This is a genomic window from Clostridium manihotivorum, assembly GCF_004015185.1.
Lineage (GTDB): Bacteria > Bacillota > Clostridia > Clostridiales > Clostridiaceae > Clostridium_AR > Clostridium_AR manihotivorum.
In genome coordinates, this window is sequence record NZ_CP025746.1 from 1,297,196 (window position 1) to 1,314,537 (window position 17,342).

Annotated in this window: 13 protein-coding genes; 11 read left to right on the forward strand and 2 right to left on the reverse strand. The window is 31.6% G+C overall.

Features of this window, described 5'->3' with window-relative positions:
* Nucleotides 1–284 precede the first annotated feature (284 nt).
* From C1I91_RS05705 to C1I91_RS05730, 6 genes are all read left to right on the forward strand, one after another.
* Nucleotides 285–2,288, forward strand: a complete 2,004-nt coding sequence (locus C1I91_RS05705; RefSeq protein ID WP_128211945.1) for a triple tyrosine motif-containing protein — start codon at nt 285–287, stop codon at nt 2,286–2,288.
* 560 nt (nt 2,289–2,848) lie between these two features.
* The gene (locus C1I91_RS05710; protein WP_128211947.1) at nt 2,849–3,604 is read left to right on the forward strand and encodes a lytic transglycosylase domain-containing protein; all 756 of its coding nucleotides are present in this window, start codon (nt 2,849–2,851) and stop codon (nt 3,602–3,604) included.
* A gap of 97 nt (nt 3,605–3,701) precedes the next feature.
* Complete coding sequence (locus tag C1I91_RS05715) at nt 3,702–4,418, forward strand: pseudouridine synthase (protein ID WP_128211949.1); 717 nt, start codon at nt 3,702–3,704, stop codon at nt 4,416–4,418.
* 990 nt (nt 4,419–5,408) lie between these two features.
* Nucleotides 5,409–7,712, forward strand: coding sequence for a DNA helicase PcrA (pcrA, locus tag C1I91_RS05720; RefSeq protein ID WP_128211951.1), 2,304 nt, complete (start codon nt 5,409–5,411; stop codon nt 7,710–7,712).
* Between the two features lie 498 nt (nt 7,713–8,210).
* Nucleotides 8,211–10,205, forward strand: a complete 1,995-nt coding sequence (gene ligA, locus C1I91_RS05725; RefSeq protein ID WP_128211953.1) for an NAD-dependent DNA ligase LigA — start codon at nt 8,211–8,213, stop codon at nt 10,203–10,205.
* Between the two features lies 1 nt (nt 10,206).
* Nucleotides 10,207–10,479: a hypothetical protein gene (locus C1I91_RS05730; RefSeq protein ID WP_128211955.1), complete on the forward strand. Its 273-nt coding sequence runs from the start codon at nt 10,207–10,209 to the stop codon at nt 10,477–10,479.
* Nucleotides 10,480–10,508: 29 nt separating this feature from the next.
* Here the strand turns inward: C1I91_RS05730 and C1I91_RS05735 are convergent, their stop codons facing one another.
* On the reverse strand, nt 10,509–10,766 hold the full coding sequence (locus C1I91_RS05735; RefSeq protein ID WP_205694282.1) for a hypothetical protein: 258 nt from the start codon (nt 10,764–10,766) through the stop codon (nt 10,509–10,511).
* A 386-nt stretch (nt 10,767–11,152) separates the two neighbouring features.
* Between C1I91_RS05735 and C1I91_RS05740 the strand changes: the two genes are divergently transcribed.
* Both C1I91_RS05740 and C1I91_RS05745 read left to right on the forward strand, forming a co-directional pair.
* Nucleotides 11,153–11,527, forward strand: coding sequence for a hypothetical protein (locus C1I91_RS05740; protein WP_128211957.1), 375 nt, complete (start codon nt 11,153–11,155; stop codon nt 11,525–11,527).
* A gap of 60 nt (nt 11,528–11,587) precedes the next feature.
* Nucleotides 11,588–13,213 (forward strand): ABC transporter substrate-binding protein, encoded by a 1,626-nt coding sequence (locus C1I91_RS05745; protein ID WP_128211959.1) that lies wholly within the window; start codon nt 11,588–11,590, stop codon nt 13,211–13,213.
* A 162-nt stretch (nt 13,214–13,375) separates the two neighbouring features.
* Here C1I91_RS05745 and C1I91_RS05750 read toward each other — a convergent pair whose 3' ends face one another.
* Nucleotides 13,376–14,848 carry a hypothetical protein gene (locus C1I91_RS05750; protein ID WP_128211962.1) on the reverse strand — a complete coding sequence of 491 codons (1,473 nt, stop codon included), beginning with the start codon at nt 14,846–14,848 and terminating at the stop codon, nt 13,376–13,378.
* A 128-nt stretch (nt 14,849–14,976) separates the two neighbouring features.
* Between C1I91_RS05750 and C1I91_RS05755 the strand changes: the two genes are divergently transcribed.
* The 3 genes from C1I91_RS05755 to C1I91_RS05765 are packed head-to-tail and all read left to right on the forward strand — an operon-like array spanning nt 14,977 to nt 17,331.
* Nucleotides 14,977–15,957 carry an AIR synthase family protein gene (locus C1I91_RS05755; RefSeq protein WP_128211964.1) on the forward strand — a complete coding sequence of 327 codons (981 nt, stop codon included), beginning with the start codon at nt 14,977–14,979 and terminating at the stop codon, nt 15,955–15,957.
* A 14-nt stretch (nt 15,958–15,971) separates the two neighbouring features.
* Nucleotides 15,972–16,718, forward strand: a complete 747-nt coding sequence (rph, locus tag C1I91_RS05760; RefSeq protein ID WP_128211966.1) for a ribonuclease PH — start codon at nt 15,972–15,974, stop codon at nt 16,716–16,718.
* A gap of 1 nt (nt 16,719) precedes the next feature.
* Nucleotides 16,720–17,331, forward strand: coding sequence for an XTP/dITP diphosphatase (locus tag C1I91_RS05765; protein WP_128211968.1), 612 nt, complete (start codon nt 16,720–16,722; stop codon nt 17,329–17,331).
* The last annotated feature ends 11 nt before the right edge of the window (nt 17,332–17,342 follow it).

Below are 17,342 nucleotides of genomic sequence, written 5' to 3' on the forward strand. Positions count from 1 at the left end.
TACAATTTAGATAAAAGTATTATGTACTCTTATATGAAAAATATATACTCAATTTTAAAGTGCTTAAGCTTTGTCTAAGAAATGAAAATAAAGGGAGATATAATATGAAATTTTAATTGTTTTCGTGGTTATGAAAATAATAAATTCTAATGATTATTTTACATTTAATGGAAAGTATAATATAATTATCTATATTAGGGTAGATTACTAATTGAGTTATCAATTATATAACAATATTTTTATACCAAAGTGTGAAAATAATGAACAAGAGGTGCTGAGAGTATATGGAAGAGTTAGTTCTATTGTTTGACAAGAATAGTCCTCAAGAGAAAGATACCGAAATAAACATAAGTGTAGGAAATTATTCTGGAGATGGTTGTAGTTTTAAATTTTTAGTAGGTATAGATGGAATATGGAGTGACATAAAGGATTTTTCTAAAGAAAGTAGCTGTACATGGAAGCCGGAGAAAGATGGAAAGTACTTTATAATGGTACAAGTAAAGAGAGATAACTCTAAGAAACCTTATGATTTTATCATAAGAGGAGATTATTTCATTGGTGAAAAAGAAGAAAATTTGATTAAAGATGTGTATATAGAAAATCAAGAGATTGAAATAGGAAAGAAGATAACCATTCAAGTTGAAACTAGTAGGGTGCCATCTATGTATAAGTACTGGATTAGTGGTAAAGATGGCTGGGAACTTATAAAAGACTATTCTACAGAGAATGTATTATCCTTTACAGCTACTGAGGTAGGCAAACACGATATATTGGTAGAGTGTAAGACCCCAGAGTCTAAAGATAATTTCGATGACTTTAAGACCATAACCTTTACAGTTAAGGATATAGAGAGGCCAGAAATAATAGATTTCAAATGCTTAACTAAGGATTTACTTGTAGATGAGGAGCTTATATTTCAAGTATATACAAGACAAGATGATACTAGAACTACTTTATATAAGTTTTTAAAGATAAATCCTGATGGTAAAACTATTTGCGTACAAGATTATTCCTCTAGAAGAATGGTTGGATTTAATGAAAAACAACCTGGAAGCTACAAGATACTGTGTTTAGCCAGGGATATGTATTCAGAAAGAGAATATGATGATAGAGCAATAATGGTTTATGAGGTTAAGCCATACTATCCTATTAATATAAAGACTTTTACCACAGATCTTAATTCGCCTCAGGCCGAAGGAACTAAGATACTTTTAAGAGGAGTAGTAGAAGGTGGTAAGGAACTTTTATATAGATTTAAGATAGATGGAAACTACGGCGAAGATTCTGGATATATAAGGACAAGCAGTTTTCTATGGGAACCAAAATATGAGGGGCAATACTCAATTACTATGTTTGTAAGAGATGAATCCTTTCAAGGCGAATATGAGGAGAAGAAAAGCATAGAGTTCCTTATAGAGAAAAAAAGACAAAAGGCTGTAAAAATAACAGATGTGTTGTTGGCTAAAAATAGCAATTACTTAATAAATGATCCTATAAATATAAAAGTTATAGCAGAAGGTGGAATAGATCTGAAATATAGCTTTGTAGTATATAAGGATAAGAAGGAAAAAGAAAGAGTAAGCTATGGCAATGTAAATTGGGTTAACTTTATACCGGAAACTCCAGGAGAATATGAAGTTGAGTTAAAGGTTAAGGACAAGTACTCTGAAAAAGATTATGATAGTCATCAGTTTGTTTATTTTAATGTTAAGGAATATATTGAAGGAAATATAGACTATGTACTGCTACCATCAAAGGAGTACTACTTAGTAGAGGATGAGGTAGAACTTGAAGTTATTAGTCAGAATACAAAGGATGTACTTATAAAATATGAAATACTTATAGATGGGCATATTGTTGAAGAAACAGATTATATTGGCAGTAAGAAGTTTACCTTTAAGCCTAAAAGAGCGGGAAAATATGTTGTTGAAATGTATTCAAAAAATAAAAAATGCAAAGAGGGCTTTGACTGTAAAAAGTCCATTAGCATTTTTGTAAATGAAGCACCTCCAGTTACTGGAACAAAGATATTGTGCAACAAAACTTCCTTTAAGATCAGTGATGATATAACCTTCAATGTGGAAAGCTGCGGTGGCAAGGAAGTGTGCTACGAGTTCTATATCATGGAAAAGGGAAACTGGATGCTTGTCCAAAAATACTCAAGAAAAAGCTATTATACCTTAATGCCTTTTGTACAAGGAACCTATAGAATGCTTGTACTAGCAAAAAGCTATTATAGAAAATGTGCTTATGAGGATTATGATATATTTGAGTTTAAAGTAGAATAATGTTTGTAAAAAGGTTTTCCACTATTAGCTTTAACTAACAGTGGAAGACCTTTTTTTATGTATATGCAATCATAAGACTCTTTATTACTTAAACCCAGTGATAGGGAAAATTAACAATAGGTCATTGGGGGCTGTAGGAATAGAACTAATTGCTATACTGGATTTTTCATATCCTCAGCAAAGCCAGCTGCTCAAAATAGCTCACTGAAAATAGTCTCTTTAATTAAGCAATAATAATGAAATAAAAATCTTTATCAGTTAATTATTATATTATTGAGAGTACTTTTATCTTTAGAAAAAGTATATATAGAAAATTAATGATAAATAATATAGTAAATATGCAAAATAACCTCTAAAGTGATAAAATAACTATGGCGATAATTAATATAGGCTATGTTATCTAATGGAAGTTTACATAGAAGGTTATCTTTAATAATATTATCGAAATTAAGTGTTCATTAAAGCATCGGATGACTGATTATTTAATTTCAACAGGTTTCTTTAAAATAGTATAATAGAAAGTATTAAAATATTTATAATAAGCTTTAGGATGTGAATTTATGAAAATAGATAAGACTGAACAGATGTTAGGAGTACAGATGCTTTCTTCCTATATGAAGCAAGCCATGGGTGATTCTCAAGCCTTTGATTTAGTTATGGAAAGTTTAATGAAGAATATAACAGAAGATAATAGCAGTAGCAATATATTAAGTGCCTTAACTGGAGGAGCATCTGATAGTAGTGGGGCTTCTGTGGATCAAAAGGTTTCGGCAGGAACAGATTTAAGCAAGCTTGGAATGGATGTACCTGGGGATTATGATGGTTCCAATACAGTTGATTTAAATAATATAAAACCTTATTCTAATGCGGTGTTAAAGTTTACTTCTAAGGGAGCTAATGTAAGTGGCAGTAACATGGAGAGAATTAATAATGCTGTAACTGCTGCATCTCAAAGATATGGGATAAATGAAGATTTAATAAGAGCTATTATTAAACAGGAGTCTGGCTTCAATCCCTATTCAGTTTCAGGTGTTGGGGCTTCAGGAATAATGCAGATAATGCCTGAAAACTTTAGAAATCTAGGTATTACTGATCCATTTAATATAGAACAAAATATTAACGGTGGGACAAAACTTCTAAAAGGATACTTAGATAAATACAACGGAAATACCGAAATGGCATTAGCAGCATATAATGGCGGTCCTGGAACTATGCAGAGAAGAGGCGTGAGTTCACCAAATCAAATCTATAAGATGCCTAGTGAAACTGTGAGTTATGTTAATAAAGTAATGAATTATTTTAGAAATGGTGTATAATAAAAGGACTGTACTTTTTGTGCAGTCCTTTTAAGTAGTTAATAAGTATAGATAAAATATCAAATTAGTTCTAATGAAAAAGTAGAGGAGTGTTATTTTGGAGAGACTTGATAAAATCCTTTCAAATTTAGGATATGGTTCTAGGAAAGAAATAAAAGCCTTAGTTAAGGCTGGAGCAGTTATAGTAGATGAAAAGGTTGTTAAGGATAATGGGATGCAGTTAGATCCAGAAAAATCAAAGATAGTGGTAAATGGTGAAGAATTAACTTACAGAAAGTACATATATTTAATGATGAACAAACCTGATGGAGTAATATCTGCTACCTTTGATAGTAAAGACGAAACTGTTATAGATCTTCTATATCCAGAACATCAGGTATTTAATCCATTTCCTGTGGGAAGACTGGATAAGGATACAGTAGGCTTACTTCTTATAACTAATGATGGTGAACTAAACCACAAGTTAATATCACCCAAGTGGCATGTTGACAAGGTTTACTATGCAGAAATAGACAAAGCGGTAGATGAAAAAGATATAGAGAGATTTAAAGAAGGTATAGAACTTGATGATGGCTATAAGTGTATGAGTGCTAAGCTTGAGATAGAGGAAGCTACAGATGAAGGGTCTAAGGTGCTTGTAACAGTGCAGGAAGGAAAGTATCATCAAGTAAAGAGGATGTTTGAAGCAGTAGGAAAAAAGGTAGTATACTTAAGAAGAATAAAGTTTGGCAATCTTCCACTAGATGAAACTTTAGAGGAAGGCGAATATAGAGAGCTTACAGAAGAAGAACTAAATGTTTTAATAAATAACTGAAATATGAAATTTTTTCATTCATAGTAATATATTATTTACAATATTTTTTTCAAAATAGGCTTGCATTTTAAAATGCAATTATATATAATAATTCTGCAAGGATAAATAAAAGGAATAAATAGCCCCCTTTTTATTTATTGCTTATTGCTGAAGCGCAACCTAGCCCCAAGGGTTGCGTTTTTTTATTTTTAGAAAACTATAATTTTTTATTGTCAAAACCTAGTAATATCAATGCTTTAGAATAGCTATTTAGGGTAAACAGTAAAAAATAAATTATATTCGCCTGCCAGATTTTCCTCATATACATTCGGAAAGGCAGATGCGCAAAAAAAGCTCACTGAAGAAGGTCGCTTCAGTGACTTTTTTATTTTTAGATAATTTTATCATTTAACATATTGAAAATTATGCAGTAAGAATTGTGATATAATTGGACCTCAAATATAAAAAAGTGAAAAGAAAACGTATTAAATTTGCAAATTATTCACATATTATTTTGAGGTAAATTTTGTAATAAAATTATTAATTTATATGAAATTCATTTATGTTTATTAGATAATTCTATTTAATGAAAGAAAAAAATCTTAAATTGATAAAAACGAAGGTTTTTATTTCGTAATTTTTTCAGGTCTACACATTATTTCTATGTAAAATTCTCTTGTTAAAATCTCATGCTTAATAATGATTAAAAATAAATATTTTCAAATTATACACTGAGAAATCATAGCGTTTTGGAAAGTGGACATCTTATTGAACATATGCATCTTTATATATCAACAGCTATAATAATTATGATATAATATATATATACTTGACTATAATAAAAAGAGGAATAACATTCCTCTTTTTACTCTTTAGGAAAGATATTTCGTTGTAATTAGCAAGTTAATATACTATAAGCTGAAGAGTAAAAAACATAGATAGTCTACTAGAAGTTCTTTGAGTATAGTCAGAGAAGGCAAAAGTAGTTTTTCATATTTAAGGAGTGATTATATGGATTTAAAAAGTCTTTTGAATAAGGAGCAGTATGAGGCTGCTACTACTGTAGATGGTCAGCTTCTCATACTTGCAGGTGCTGGATCAGGAAAAACAAGAGTATTGACATATAGAATAGCGTATATGTTGCAAGAGAGGGCCATACAGCCATACAATATTTTGGCCATAACTTTTACAAATAAGGCAGCTCAGGAGATGAGAGACAGAGTTAGATCCTTGATAGGTGATAAAGCTGATAGTATGTGGATTTCAACCTTCCATTCTTCTTGCGTTAAGATATTAAGAAGAGAAATTGAGAAACTTGGATACAAGAAGGATTTTACTATATACGACAGCTATGATCAGAAGGCTTTGGTAAAAGAGTGCATTAAGCAACTTAACATAAATGATAAGGATATAACTGAACAAGAAGTCATATCCAAGATAGGAAAAGCAAAAGATAATCTAATCACTCCAGCACAATATAAAAGACAATATGAGAGTGATTTCCGAGGAAATAAAATTGCGGATTTATATGTAATGTATCAAAAAAGACTGAAAGAAAATAACGCCTTAGATTTTGACGATTTGATATTTAAGACCGTTGAGTTGTTTCAGAACAATCCAGAAGTGCTTGATTTTTATCAAAACAAATTTAAATACATAATGATAGACGAGTATCAGGATACTAATAGATGTCAGTATGAATTTGTGAAGTTATTGGCTTTAAAGCATAAGAATATCTGCGTGGTTGGAGATGACGACCAGTGTATATATGCTTGGAGAGGTGCGGATATAAGAAATATATTAGACTTTGAAAAAGATTATCCAGGTGCTAAAGTTGTAAAGCTTGAGCAAAACTATAGATCTAAAGCTAATATATTAGATGCAGCAAATAATGTGATTAAATTTAACAGCAATAGAAAGTCTAAGGTGCTTAGAACTGAAGCAGAGCATGGAGAAAAGATAAGAATATATAGAGCTTTTTCTGACAATGATGAAGCTCAGTTTATAGCTTCAGAAATAAAGAAGTTTATGGAGGAGAAGGATTTATCTTATAAGGACTTTGCTATACTTTATAGAACAAATGCTCAGTCTCGTATATTTGAAGATTGCTTTATAAAGAGGGATATTCCATATAGGATAATCGGTGGACTAAAGTTCTATGATAGAAAAGAAATAAAGGATATAATGGCATATCTTAAGGTCATAAATAACCCAGCGGATTCTATAAGTCTTAGAAGAATAATAAATGTACCTAAGAGAAATATAGGTGATGCTACTGTAGCTAAGGTTATGGAATTTGCAAATGAGTTTGATGATGGTCTTTATAGCTGCTTACTAGACTGTGAAAATATATCAAGCTTATCAGCTAGAAATATAGCTTCTATAAAGAGATTCACAGAACTATCTGAAGATTTTATGGATATGGCAGAGCAAATGCCGGTTTCCACACTTATAGAGTATATATTAGATAAAAGCGGATATATGAAGGAACTAAAAGATTCCAAGGAACCTGAAGATCAAAGCAGAGTTGAAAACTTAAAGGAACTAGTTTCTGCTGCAGTTGATTTTGAAAAGAGCAATGAGGAGGATAAATCCTTAGGAGCCTTCTTAGAGAAGGTTGCCTTAGTTCAAGATGTAGATAACATGGATGAAGAAGCTGATACTGTAGTTATGATGACTGTGCATTCAGCTAAGGGGTTAGAGTTCCCAGTAGTATTTATGGTAGGTATGGAAAATGGTATATTCCCAGGAACAGCTTCCTTTGATTCGGAAAGTGAGATGGAAGAGTCAAGAAGACTATGCTATGTTGGTATAACTAGAGCCAGAAATGTATTATATATGACCTCAGCAGAGGTAAGAAAGGTCTTTGGAAGAACTGTTGCGTATCCTCAATCAGACTTTATAGCTGAAATACCTAAAGAATTGAAGAATTTCGTAAAGGGAAATACAAGTTCTGGACTTTCTACAAGAAGTTCTATGTTTGCAAGCCAAGGCTATGGAAGTGGAGAAGGCAATAGAAATCCTCATAGCCTAAGAAGTGGTTACGGTTCAGGATATGGTGCAAATCAAAAGCCTCAGAAAGAAACGATGCTTGATGCTGCAAGAAAATTAAAGGAGACTTTAGATAGTACTTCTGGCGGAATCCTTACAAAGAATGAAGCTACTATGGGAAGAAAGATAAAGCATCCGAAGTTCGGAATTGGTACTATAATAAAGACCGTTACTGAAGGTGATGATCTTAAGCTTACTATTGCTTTTGACAGCCAAGGCATAAAAACCTTACTGTTAAGCTTTGCCCCTTTAGAGCTGCTTTAAAGATGTAGCACTTCAATCTGAAGTCAATTTTCAAATCTCCTCTGGGTTCTGAGAGGAAATTTGAAAATATAAGTTTTATTATGAAGTGATACATCTAAAGATGTAGCACTTCAATCCGAAGTCAATTTTCAAATCTCCTCTGGGTTCTGAAATTGGTGGAAGGTTTTATTCTGAGGCTAAGAATGGAAGAAGTATATTTATATATAACATTCTTGCTTCTTAGTAATCAACCATTAAGGATAAAGTGATTCATAAAATACAATGGAAAAAAGAATTGAATTCTTAGTAAGAAATTAAGATAGGGATTTGGTGCTATTATCATAATATTTTATGCTTGTACATAAAATTATAATCAGGATAAATATAAGATTCAATGTGAAGCTTTGCTGTAGAAAAGAAAAATAGATTTTTATTAGGGGCCCATGAATTAAGTTTTAGTAATGGGTTTCTATATATAATACTATAATATAAAGCTCAATTAGATTGAGAGGTGTTTAGATGGATAAGATTAAAAGAATAGAGGAGCTAGTAGAAGAGCTAAATAAATATGCATATGAATACTATACCCTAAGTAATCCTTCTGTATCAGATAAGGATTATGATAGGAAGTATGACGAGCTGCTTACATTAGAAAAAGAAACTTCTTATGTATTACCTTATTCTCCTACTCAAAGAGTTGGAGATACTGCTCTTGCAGAGTTTTCAAAATATACTCATAAAGCTAGATTGTGGAGCTTGGACAAGGCGCAGACTTTAGAGGAACTTAAAGAATGGCATAATAGAAATGTGAAGTTTGTTGAGGATTATAATAGAAGTCATGAAGATAAACTTCCGGTACTAAGATATATAGTTACTAAAAAGTTTGATGGATTGACTATAAATTGTACCTATGATGTTAATGGCGTTCTTACAAAAGCTGCAACTAGAGGCACTGGAGAAATAGGTGAGGATGTTACTGCACAGGCTAAAACCATAAAATCCTTACCGCTTAAGATTAACTGCAGTGATGTTTTGGAAATCCATGGTGAAGCAATAATGACTAAGGAAGCCTTTGATAGATACAATGAAGTTTCAGAGGTACCGTTAAAAAACCTTAGGAATGGTGCAGCAGGGGCACTTAGAAATCTAAATATAAAAGAAACCGCAAAAAGAAATCTATCTGCTTTCTTTTATGATGTAGGATATAAAGAAGGGACACCTTTTAGTTCTTATGAAGAAATGATGAACTTCATAAAAGAGAAAGGGTTTCCAATTGATGAGTATATGAAGATCTGTCATACTATGGAAGATATAGAGAGAGAAATCGAGTATATAAAAGATATAAGATTTGAGCTAAATTATGATATAGATGGGGCCGTTGTTGCTATTGATGATATGAGGACTAGAGAACTACTTGGATATACAATTAAGTTTCCTAAATGGGCGATAGCTTTTAAGTTTGAAGCTCAAGAAGCTACAACGAAACTTCTAGATGTGGAATGGAACGTTGGGAGAAGTGGAAGAGTTAGTCCTACAGCATTACTAGAACCGGTAGAACTAGCTGGCGTAACTGTGAAGAGAGCAACCTTAAATAATATGGATGATGTAAGAAGGAAAGGTGTACTAATTGGAGCAGAGGTATTCGTTAGAAGATCCAATGATGTTATTCCTGAGATAATGGGCGTAGCAGGAGAACCTGGTGAAGATACTAGAGAAATTGTTCCACCAGAAACATGTCCTGCTTGTGGCAGCCATATTGTTTTAAACGGTGCACATTATTTCTGCGAAAATACTCTTTCTTGTAAGCCTCAGATGGTTAAGACCATAGTACACTATGCATCTAGAGAAGCTATGAATATAGAAGGTTTTTCGGAAAAAACAGCGGAGCAGTTATTTGAAAAGCTAGAGATAAAGTCAATAACAGAGTTATATAAACTGGAAAAAGAAAGTCTATTAACCTTAGAAAAGTTTGGTGAGAAAAAGGCACAAAACTTATTAAATGCCATTGAGAGTAGTAAGGACTGTCAACTACATTCCTTTATATATGCATTGGGAATACCTAATGTAGGAGTAAAGACAGCTAAGGATTTGGTTAAGAGATTTAAGAACATAGATAATCTAGAGAAGGCTACCTATGAGGAGCTGATAAGTGTCAGTGATATAGGTGGTATTGTGGCAAAGAGTATAATCGACTTTTTCTCTGAAGAAAAGGTTATAGCTACAATAAATGAACTTTTAGAGCTTGGTGTTACTCCTAAATATGAGGAAAATGAAGTTAAGGAAAATCCTTTTGAAGGAAAGACTGTTGTGGTTACAGGTTCTTTAGCTTCTTATAGCAGAACTGAGATAAAGGAAAAGCTTGAGTCTCTAGGGGCAAAAGTCTCAGGTAGTGTAAGCAAAAAAACTGACTATGTTATAGTTGGCGAGGATGCTGGATCCAAGTACACTAAAGCCTTAGAGCTTGGATTAAAGATATTATCAGAAGAAGACTTTAATAGTCTTATAGGAGGTTAGAATGAGAAGGCTTATAAGTATTTTTAGCTTACTTTCAGCGATGATAACAAGCGTAGCTATAATACTTACCCTCCTTACCACCTATCAATTTATATATATCAATGAAGTCTTTAATTCGTATTATCCAATCCAAATAGGGTTGAGTATAACGATGATATTTTGGGGGATAAGATTTTTTCTACTTGAAAAAGGAAGTAAAAAGTTAACATATCCGTTGATATGTTTTATTATCGCTACAATTTCTATAGTATTTATGGGGTTGTATGTGAAATAATTGAGGAATAGAAATAAGAACCTAGATGGCTATATTTGTCCATCTAGGTTCTTATTTTCATTTGAATCATATTCAGTAACATCATTATTAGTGTTTAAAGTGGCTCTATCAATGATGCCATCAGTTTTTGTTACTAACAAATAAATATTTTGAGTAAGCTTTTCCAATAGATAGTTTTGATATTTTATTTGACTGTAAGCGAATCTAGCTATTATGAATCCCCAGATAGCAACAAACATTATAGTCAACATACATAACAAACCAATTATCTCTATAACAAGTAACATTACCAAAACCTCCAGCAATATAGCAATATATAATATATGTAATAGAATACATAATTTATATTACTATAATAATCTGTTTAAGTTTTTTTATCAAGGTTAGTAATATTTTTTATCTAGAAAATTATTAAATTTCACAAGCTAATTTGAAATACTATAAGTGTATGCAGCATATTCATATATTGTGGTTTAGATGTACATACTCATTAATAAGATTGAATTACTAACTTTTAGTTTAGATTAAATTATTGAGTTAATACATCTCGAAGTAAGGATTTGGAGGCAGCTTTGGGGTAATCAGTTCATTATATTATAAGTTATACAAAAATTCTTTAGATAAAGCCATATTTAAGTTTAAAAGAATACCTGTAGAAGTGGTATTCAAGAATTTGACCAAGAATTGCTGGATTTATGGAATACAATACGAAGTAATAATTAAAAGTAAGTTAACCCTTCAAATAAAGCTTATAGGAAAAAGAGAAAAAGTATTTTTAATGTTTGATAAAACTCTAGTGGTTTTTAAAGAGGATTACTACAGGTTTCTAAACCTAGCAGAATCTATTGAAGCTGATAAAGCTTATTTTATTACTACTGGAGTTTTTGAAAGTGAGATATATAAAATGAATAGTTGGAAGTTATCAGCACCAAAAATCATTTTGGAAGATAGTAAAAAGTTTCTTAAAAGACAGGTATGGTTTAAGAGAAAATATAATGAACATTTGAAATACGATAAACTGGATTTTCATAGATATTTACCAGTATGATTAATATTAATATTGTTTGGACATAATTCAGATATATATTTTATAAAGGGGAGTATATAGATGAAATTTAAGCTTTCCAAACTATTAATATTAATTATGATAATTGTTTCTTTACAGGGATGCTCATATACAACCCCTGAAAGAACCATAGATGATAGTAATTCTATAACATATGCTGTTGAAAGTTTTCCAGAAAGTATAGATATAAAAACTGATTTTAGTATTAGAGATAAAGAAATTTTTTACTCAATTTTTGATGGATTAGTTGATAAAAATGAAAAAGGTGATATAGTACCAGAGCTTGCTGAGTCTTATTCAGTAAGTAAAGATGGTCTTGAGTATGTTTTTAAGCTTAGAGATGATATTTATTGGAACGATGGAAGCAAGATTACAGCTGATGACTTTTTAAAGTTCTTTAAAACTATAATATCTCCTAAAAACAAAGAAGCTTACGTTAGTGAATTATACAATATATATGGTGTGAAGGATTATCATGAGGGGCGAGGAACCTTTGAAAATAATGTTGCTATATCTAAAGGTGATAAGAATTCTATTAAGTTTAGGATGAACGTAAAAGATAATGATTTCGTAAAAAAGTTGTCCGAAGGATGTTTTAAACTTAGAGACATATCTAGCAAATTGGACAATTATAAGACAGAGTTTTCGTCCATAAAGTATTCAGGGGAGTATTCAATAAAGAATATAAAAGATAGCAAGGAAATTGAGCTTCAACAAAATGATAAGTATTGGGCTAAAAAAAGTATGGAGCCAAAGGAAATAATATTGAAAATATACAGTGGAGCTGAATTAGCCTTAGCTGATTTTGAATCAAAAAAGAATGTAGACATAATACTAGATGTGCCAAATAGCGAAATTTCAAGGTTAACATCAAAAAATTTAGTAGAGATATTTCCTGCGGATAAGATGAAGATAATTGAGTTTAATCCAGACAGCAAAGACGATAAGATCAATTTAAGTATGAGAAGAGCATTGGAAAAGACTATATTAAGTTCAATCACTGGAAATTCATTAGTTAAAGAAGATAAATTTCAATTAGCTTTAGGTGAGTTAGAAAGAAAAGGACTGAAATCTAATGAAAGTATTGTAAGCTCCAATGTTACCGATGCTTCTAAGAACTTTGATGTTATAAAAGAACAAGTAGACAGTTTGCTGGAAAAGTCTAATTATAAAGGCGGCAGTTTAAGATTAGTATGTCTTAACAATGATGAAAACAAGAATATATGTGATTTTATCTCTAAAAATCTTAAAGATTTGTATGGTATAACTGTAAAGTATAACTTGTTGGAGCAGGATCAGTTAGATAAGACTGTTAAAAGTGGAGAATACGAGTTATTGCTTGAGGATATAGGTTCTAGTTCTGATGTCTATGGGGAGTTAGTTACAAAATGGGGTAGCAACAACAAAAATAAATCCATAAGCAACAATGACATAACTAATATATTAAGTAGTATTGATAAAAAAGAAGACGTAGATAATAGAAATAAAAGCCTAGTGAAGCTATTAAGAGATAATACGTATATAGTGCCATTACTTTTTGATAACTTAATTTGTGTCAAATCAGATAAGATAAAGAACCTAACTTTTGATAAGGATGGTGCGTTAGAACTGAAGAAAATTGAATTGAGTTCTAGTACTGAAGACCTTAAGGATAAGGATGCTGATTAATAATATTAATTCTTTGCGCAACCTCATCTAAGCATATGATAACTAACCGGTTAATTTCAACAGGGTACTTTAATAGGTTCTAGCATTAAAAAGTTAAAAATCGCTAATGCAATTATCATTAGCGATTTTCTTCGTTCAATATAATATTTTAATGATGCATTTTTAGTCTGCTTCGGAAGGTTCAGTTTCTTTAATTGTTTCAGTTTCTGCTATTAGTTTCTCATCTTTTAGAGGATTATCTGGGGTAAAAGATGAATTCATAATTTTATCTTTAAATAATAATATAATCAGATAGAAGTTGCTTAGGTTTTTTAAACTATCAAAAGAAAGTTTAGAAGCTATAAAGCTTTCCTTTTTCTTAGAATAAGAAATCTTCTTCAAAAATATTGGTGCAGTACCAGTAGTATCAGGGGAAGTGGCGGTGCTAACTCTAAACATAGACTCATCAATAAGATCTGAGGAGTTCAAGGTTAAATCTCTATATCTTTCCTCGTTATCTAAGGATGGTGCTTCAGGCCAAGAGGTAACGAGGCCAGAGCTTATATAAAACTGCCTGAATACCGTAGAAATCATGGCCTTAAAATCTCTAGAAGATTCAAATTCTTCATAGATAAGCATGTTTAGCATATAATTATTTATTTCATTGCAACTATATTTTATATCCTTTTTCTCCATAGGTTTTAAGAATATGCCGGAATCATCATCAAACAGTCTTCTATGCCTTTCGCTGATTTGGATAAAGTTATCTTTAAAAGAATCCAATCCAGTATTTTTATATGATAAGTATAGATTGATTGCTAGAAGACAGGAATAGTCAAGGTTATCCAATACGTAATTTTTCTCTCCATACTTATCAATTAGATAATCAGAAATATCAATTAAAAATAGCTTTGCATCATCATTGTTAGAATAACTGTAAAGTGCATTAAAGGCTAAGCAAATCTTGCAGCATTCTTGAAATGATAGATCGTATACTTCATCTTTATAATTTAAAAACATATTCAATATATCTAAGGAAAAGTTTTTGTACATTTCTCTATCTTCGTCCAATGTACATATGTTCCAATAAAGATAATATGCTACCATCATCATTGCCTGATCAGAAAACTTGAATTTCTTATCTTTATCAACTAAATTAAATTCACTGTTGCCTTCTGATAAGTTTTTCTTATCTACAAAAACTCCATCTGCATTTCTCAATTGGCTGGAGTAAAAGTCTAGTTGTTGCTTAGCTAGAGCTTTATATATTTTTGAGATTGAGTAGTTTATGCTATTGGATTTTTGAAACTTTTCATAGAATGTAGAAAGTTCCAATATGCTAAGAGTCATTAATGCATTGGCTGAGCTGTTAATTTCTTTTTTTATACCATCTTCAGACCAACCATGAAAATGCTTGGTTGAAGCAAATTTAGGAGACCCCTTTTTATAAATACATAAAAGTGGAGAAAAATCTTTTATTATGTTAATATCATTGTTAGAAAGATACTTTTTGGAAGTTTTGTTAGAGGCTATGAGACCGCAACGAGATTGCAGTACAATATGCTTAAGCGCTTCCCGTGAAAGAAAAAATAGCTGCCCTTCTATCTCCAAGGAGGTAAGACTATTTATTCTAAAAAAAGGACCTATATACTTCAATGTATCCACCTCATAAAATTAATACTTATATTAATAATATGTTAGTTGTAATAAAAAATTGCATGAGTACATATATAAAGCATTATTTATTCTTTTTAAGGGATAAATTTATTATAAGGAGTAAGGCAATGAAATCAGGTAAGTTGAATTGGGATGATCTTAAAGGATTGATAAACAATAATAAATCTGTAAAAAGAGATGAAGTAAGAGTAAGGAATGGTGTAGGGGAAGACTGTTCAGTTATAGATTTTGGAGAATACGAATGTGTCATATCTACGGACCCAATAACTGGAGCAGCAGAAAACATAGGAAGACTTGCAGTTCATGTAAATTGTAATGACGTAGCATCCTGTGGAGTAGAACCTTTAGCGATTTTAGTTACTATACTAGCGCCAGAGGATACAACCTACGAAGAAATAAATGAAATAATGAGGCAAATAGATGAAGAGACTTCTAAGATAAACGTTGAGATCATAGGAGGCCATACTGAGATAACAACTGCTGTAAATAGGATAGTTGTATCATGTACGGTACTTGGAAAATGCATAAGTGGAAGAGCTGTATCAACGGCAGGGGCTCAGGTTGGTGATGATATAATTGTAACTAAGAATCTAGCTTTAGAGGGCACTAATATAATCGTAAATGATAAATATGAAAGAATAAAAAATGTATTAACAGAAGAAGAAATTGATGAAGCTAGAGAATATATTAATAAAATTAGTGTTATAATGGAAGGGAAAATAAGTGGGGAGTTTGGAGTAAACTGTATGCATGATATAACTGAAGGTGGTGTTCTCGGTGCTCTATGGGAGTTAGCTGATGCATCTAATTTAGGGTTTAAAGTCTATGAAGATAAGATGCCTATTTCAGTAGTTACTAGAAAAGTATGTAAGGAATTCAATATAGACCCACTTAGGTTAATATCTTCTGGAAGTATGATTATAACAACTAAAAATGGAGAAAGTCTTGTGAATCTACTTAAGGAAAATGGAATTAATTCCACTATAATTGGTAAGATAACAGAAGAAAAAGGAATACTAGTAAAGTTATCTGAAGGTGAAGTTATTGTTCCACAACCTGAGAGAGATGAACTTTTTTCTATATATTAAAAGGAGGCAATAAAATGAGAATAGATGGAAGAAAAAATGAAGGCTTAAGACCTATTAAGCTTACAAGAAACTATACAAAATACGCTGAAGGGTCAGTGCTTATAGAGGTAGGAGATACAAAAGTATTATGTAATGCTTCTATTGAGGAGAAGGTGCCTCCATTTCTAAAAGGAAGCGGGGAAGGCTGGATAACAGCAGAATACAATATGCTTCCTAGATCAACTCAATCTAGAAAGCCTAGGGATATAGCTAAATTGAAGATTGATGGAAGAACTATGGAGATACAAAGACTCATAGGAAGAGCACTGAGATCAGTGGTTGATTTAAAAGCTTTGGGTGAAAAAACAATATGGATTGATTGTGATGTTATTCAAGCCGATGGAGGTACTAGAACAGCATCTATTTCTGGAGCCTTCGTAGCATTAGTTGATGCGGTTAATAGGCTTCACAAGCATCAGCCCTTTAAGGTTTTCCCAATAAGAAGCTTTGTTGGAGCTGTAAGCGTTGGTATACTAAATGACGAAAAGATTATAGACCTTTGCTATGAAGAAGATTCAAAGGCAAAAGTGGATATGAATATAGTTATGACTGACGGTGGTGAATTTATAGAAGTGCAGGGAACAGGTGAGGAAAGTCCTTTCTCTAGGAAGGATTTAGATGAGCTTCTTTCACTAGGAGAAAAGGGTGTAAAACATATAATTCAAGCTCAAAAAGATGTATTAAAGAAAGATAGTTTATGGATAGGTACAGGGGGAGAGTAGCATGAAAAAAATTATAGTAGCAAGTAATAATGACCATAAAATAAAGGAAATAAAGCAAATACTTAAGGATATAGATGTAGAAGTAAAGTCGCTTAAAGACTGCAATATAGATATAGATGTAGTAGAAGATGGGAAGACTTTTATTGAAAACTCTTATAAAAAGGCAAAGGAAATATATGAATACGTAAAGAAAGATGGATTAAATGATTTTCTTATAATGGCTGATGACTCTGGGTTAGAAGTTGATTATTTAAATGGTGAACCAGGAGTTTATTCTGCTAGATATGCAGGAGAACATGGAAATAATAAAAAGAATAACGAAAAATTATTAGAAAAGTTAAAGGGTGTGCCTAGTGAAGAAAGAAAGGCAGCTTTTGTTTGCGCTATAGTTCTTATAGATGAAACTGGAAAAACTGTAAAAGTGGAAGAGAGAGCTTACGGAGTTATAAAAGAGGAGCTTACAGGTGTAGAGGGCTTTGGATATGACCCATTATTTTTCGTACCAGAATTTAATAAAACCTTTGCTGAAATGACTGCAGATGAAAAGAACTCAATAAGTCATAGAGGAAAAGCACTAGAGGTTATAAAAAAAGAACTGAAGAATTTAATTTAGTTTTGGAGGCA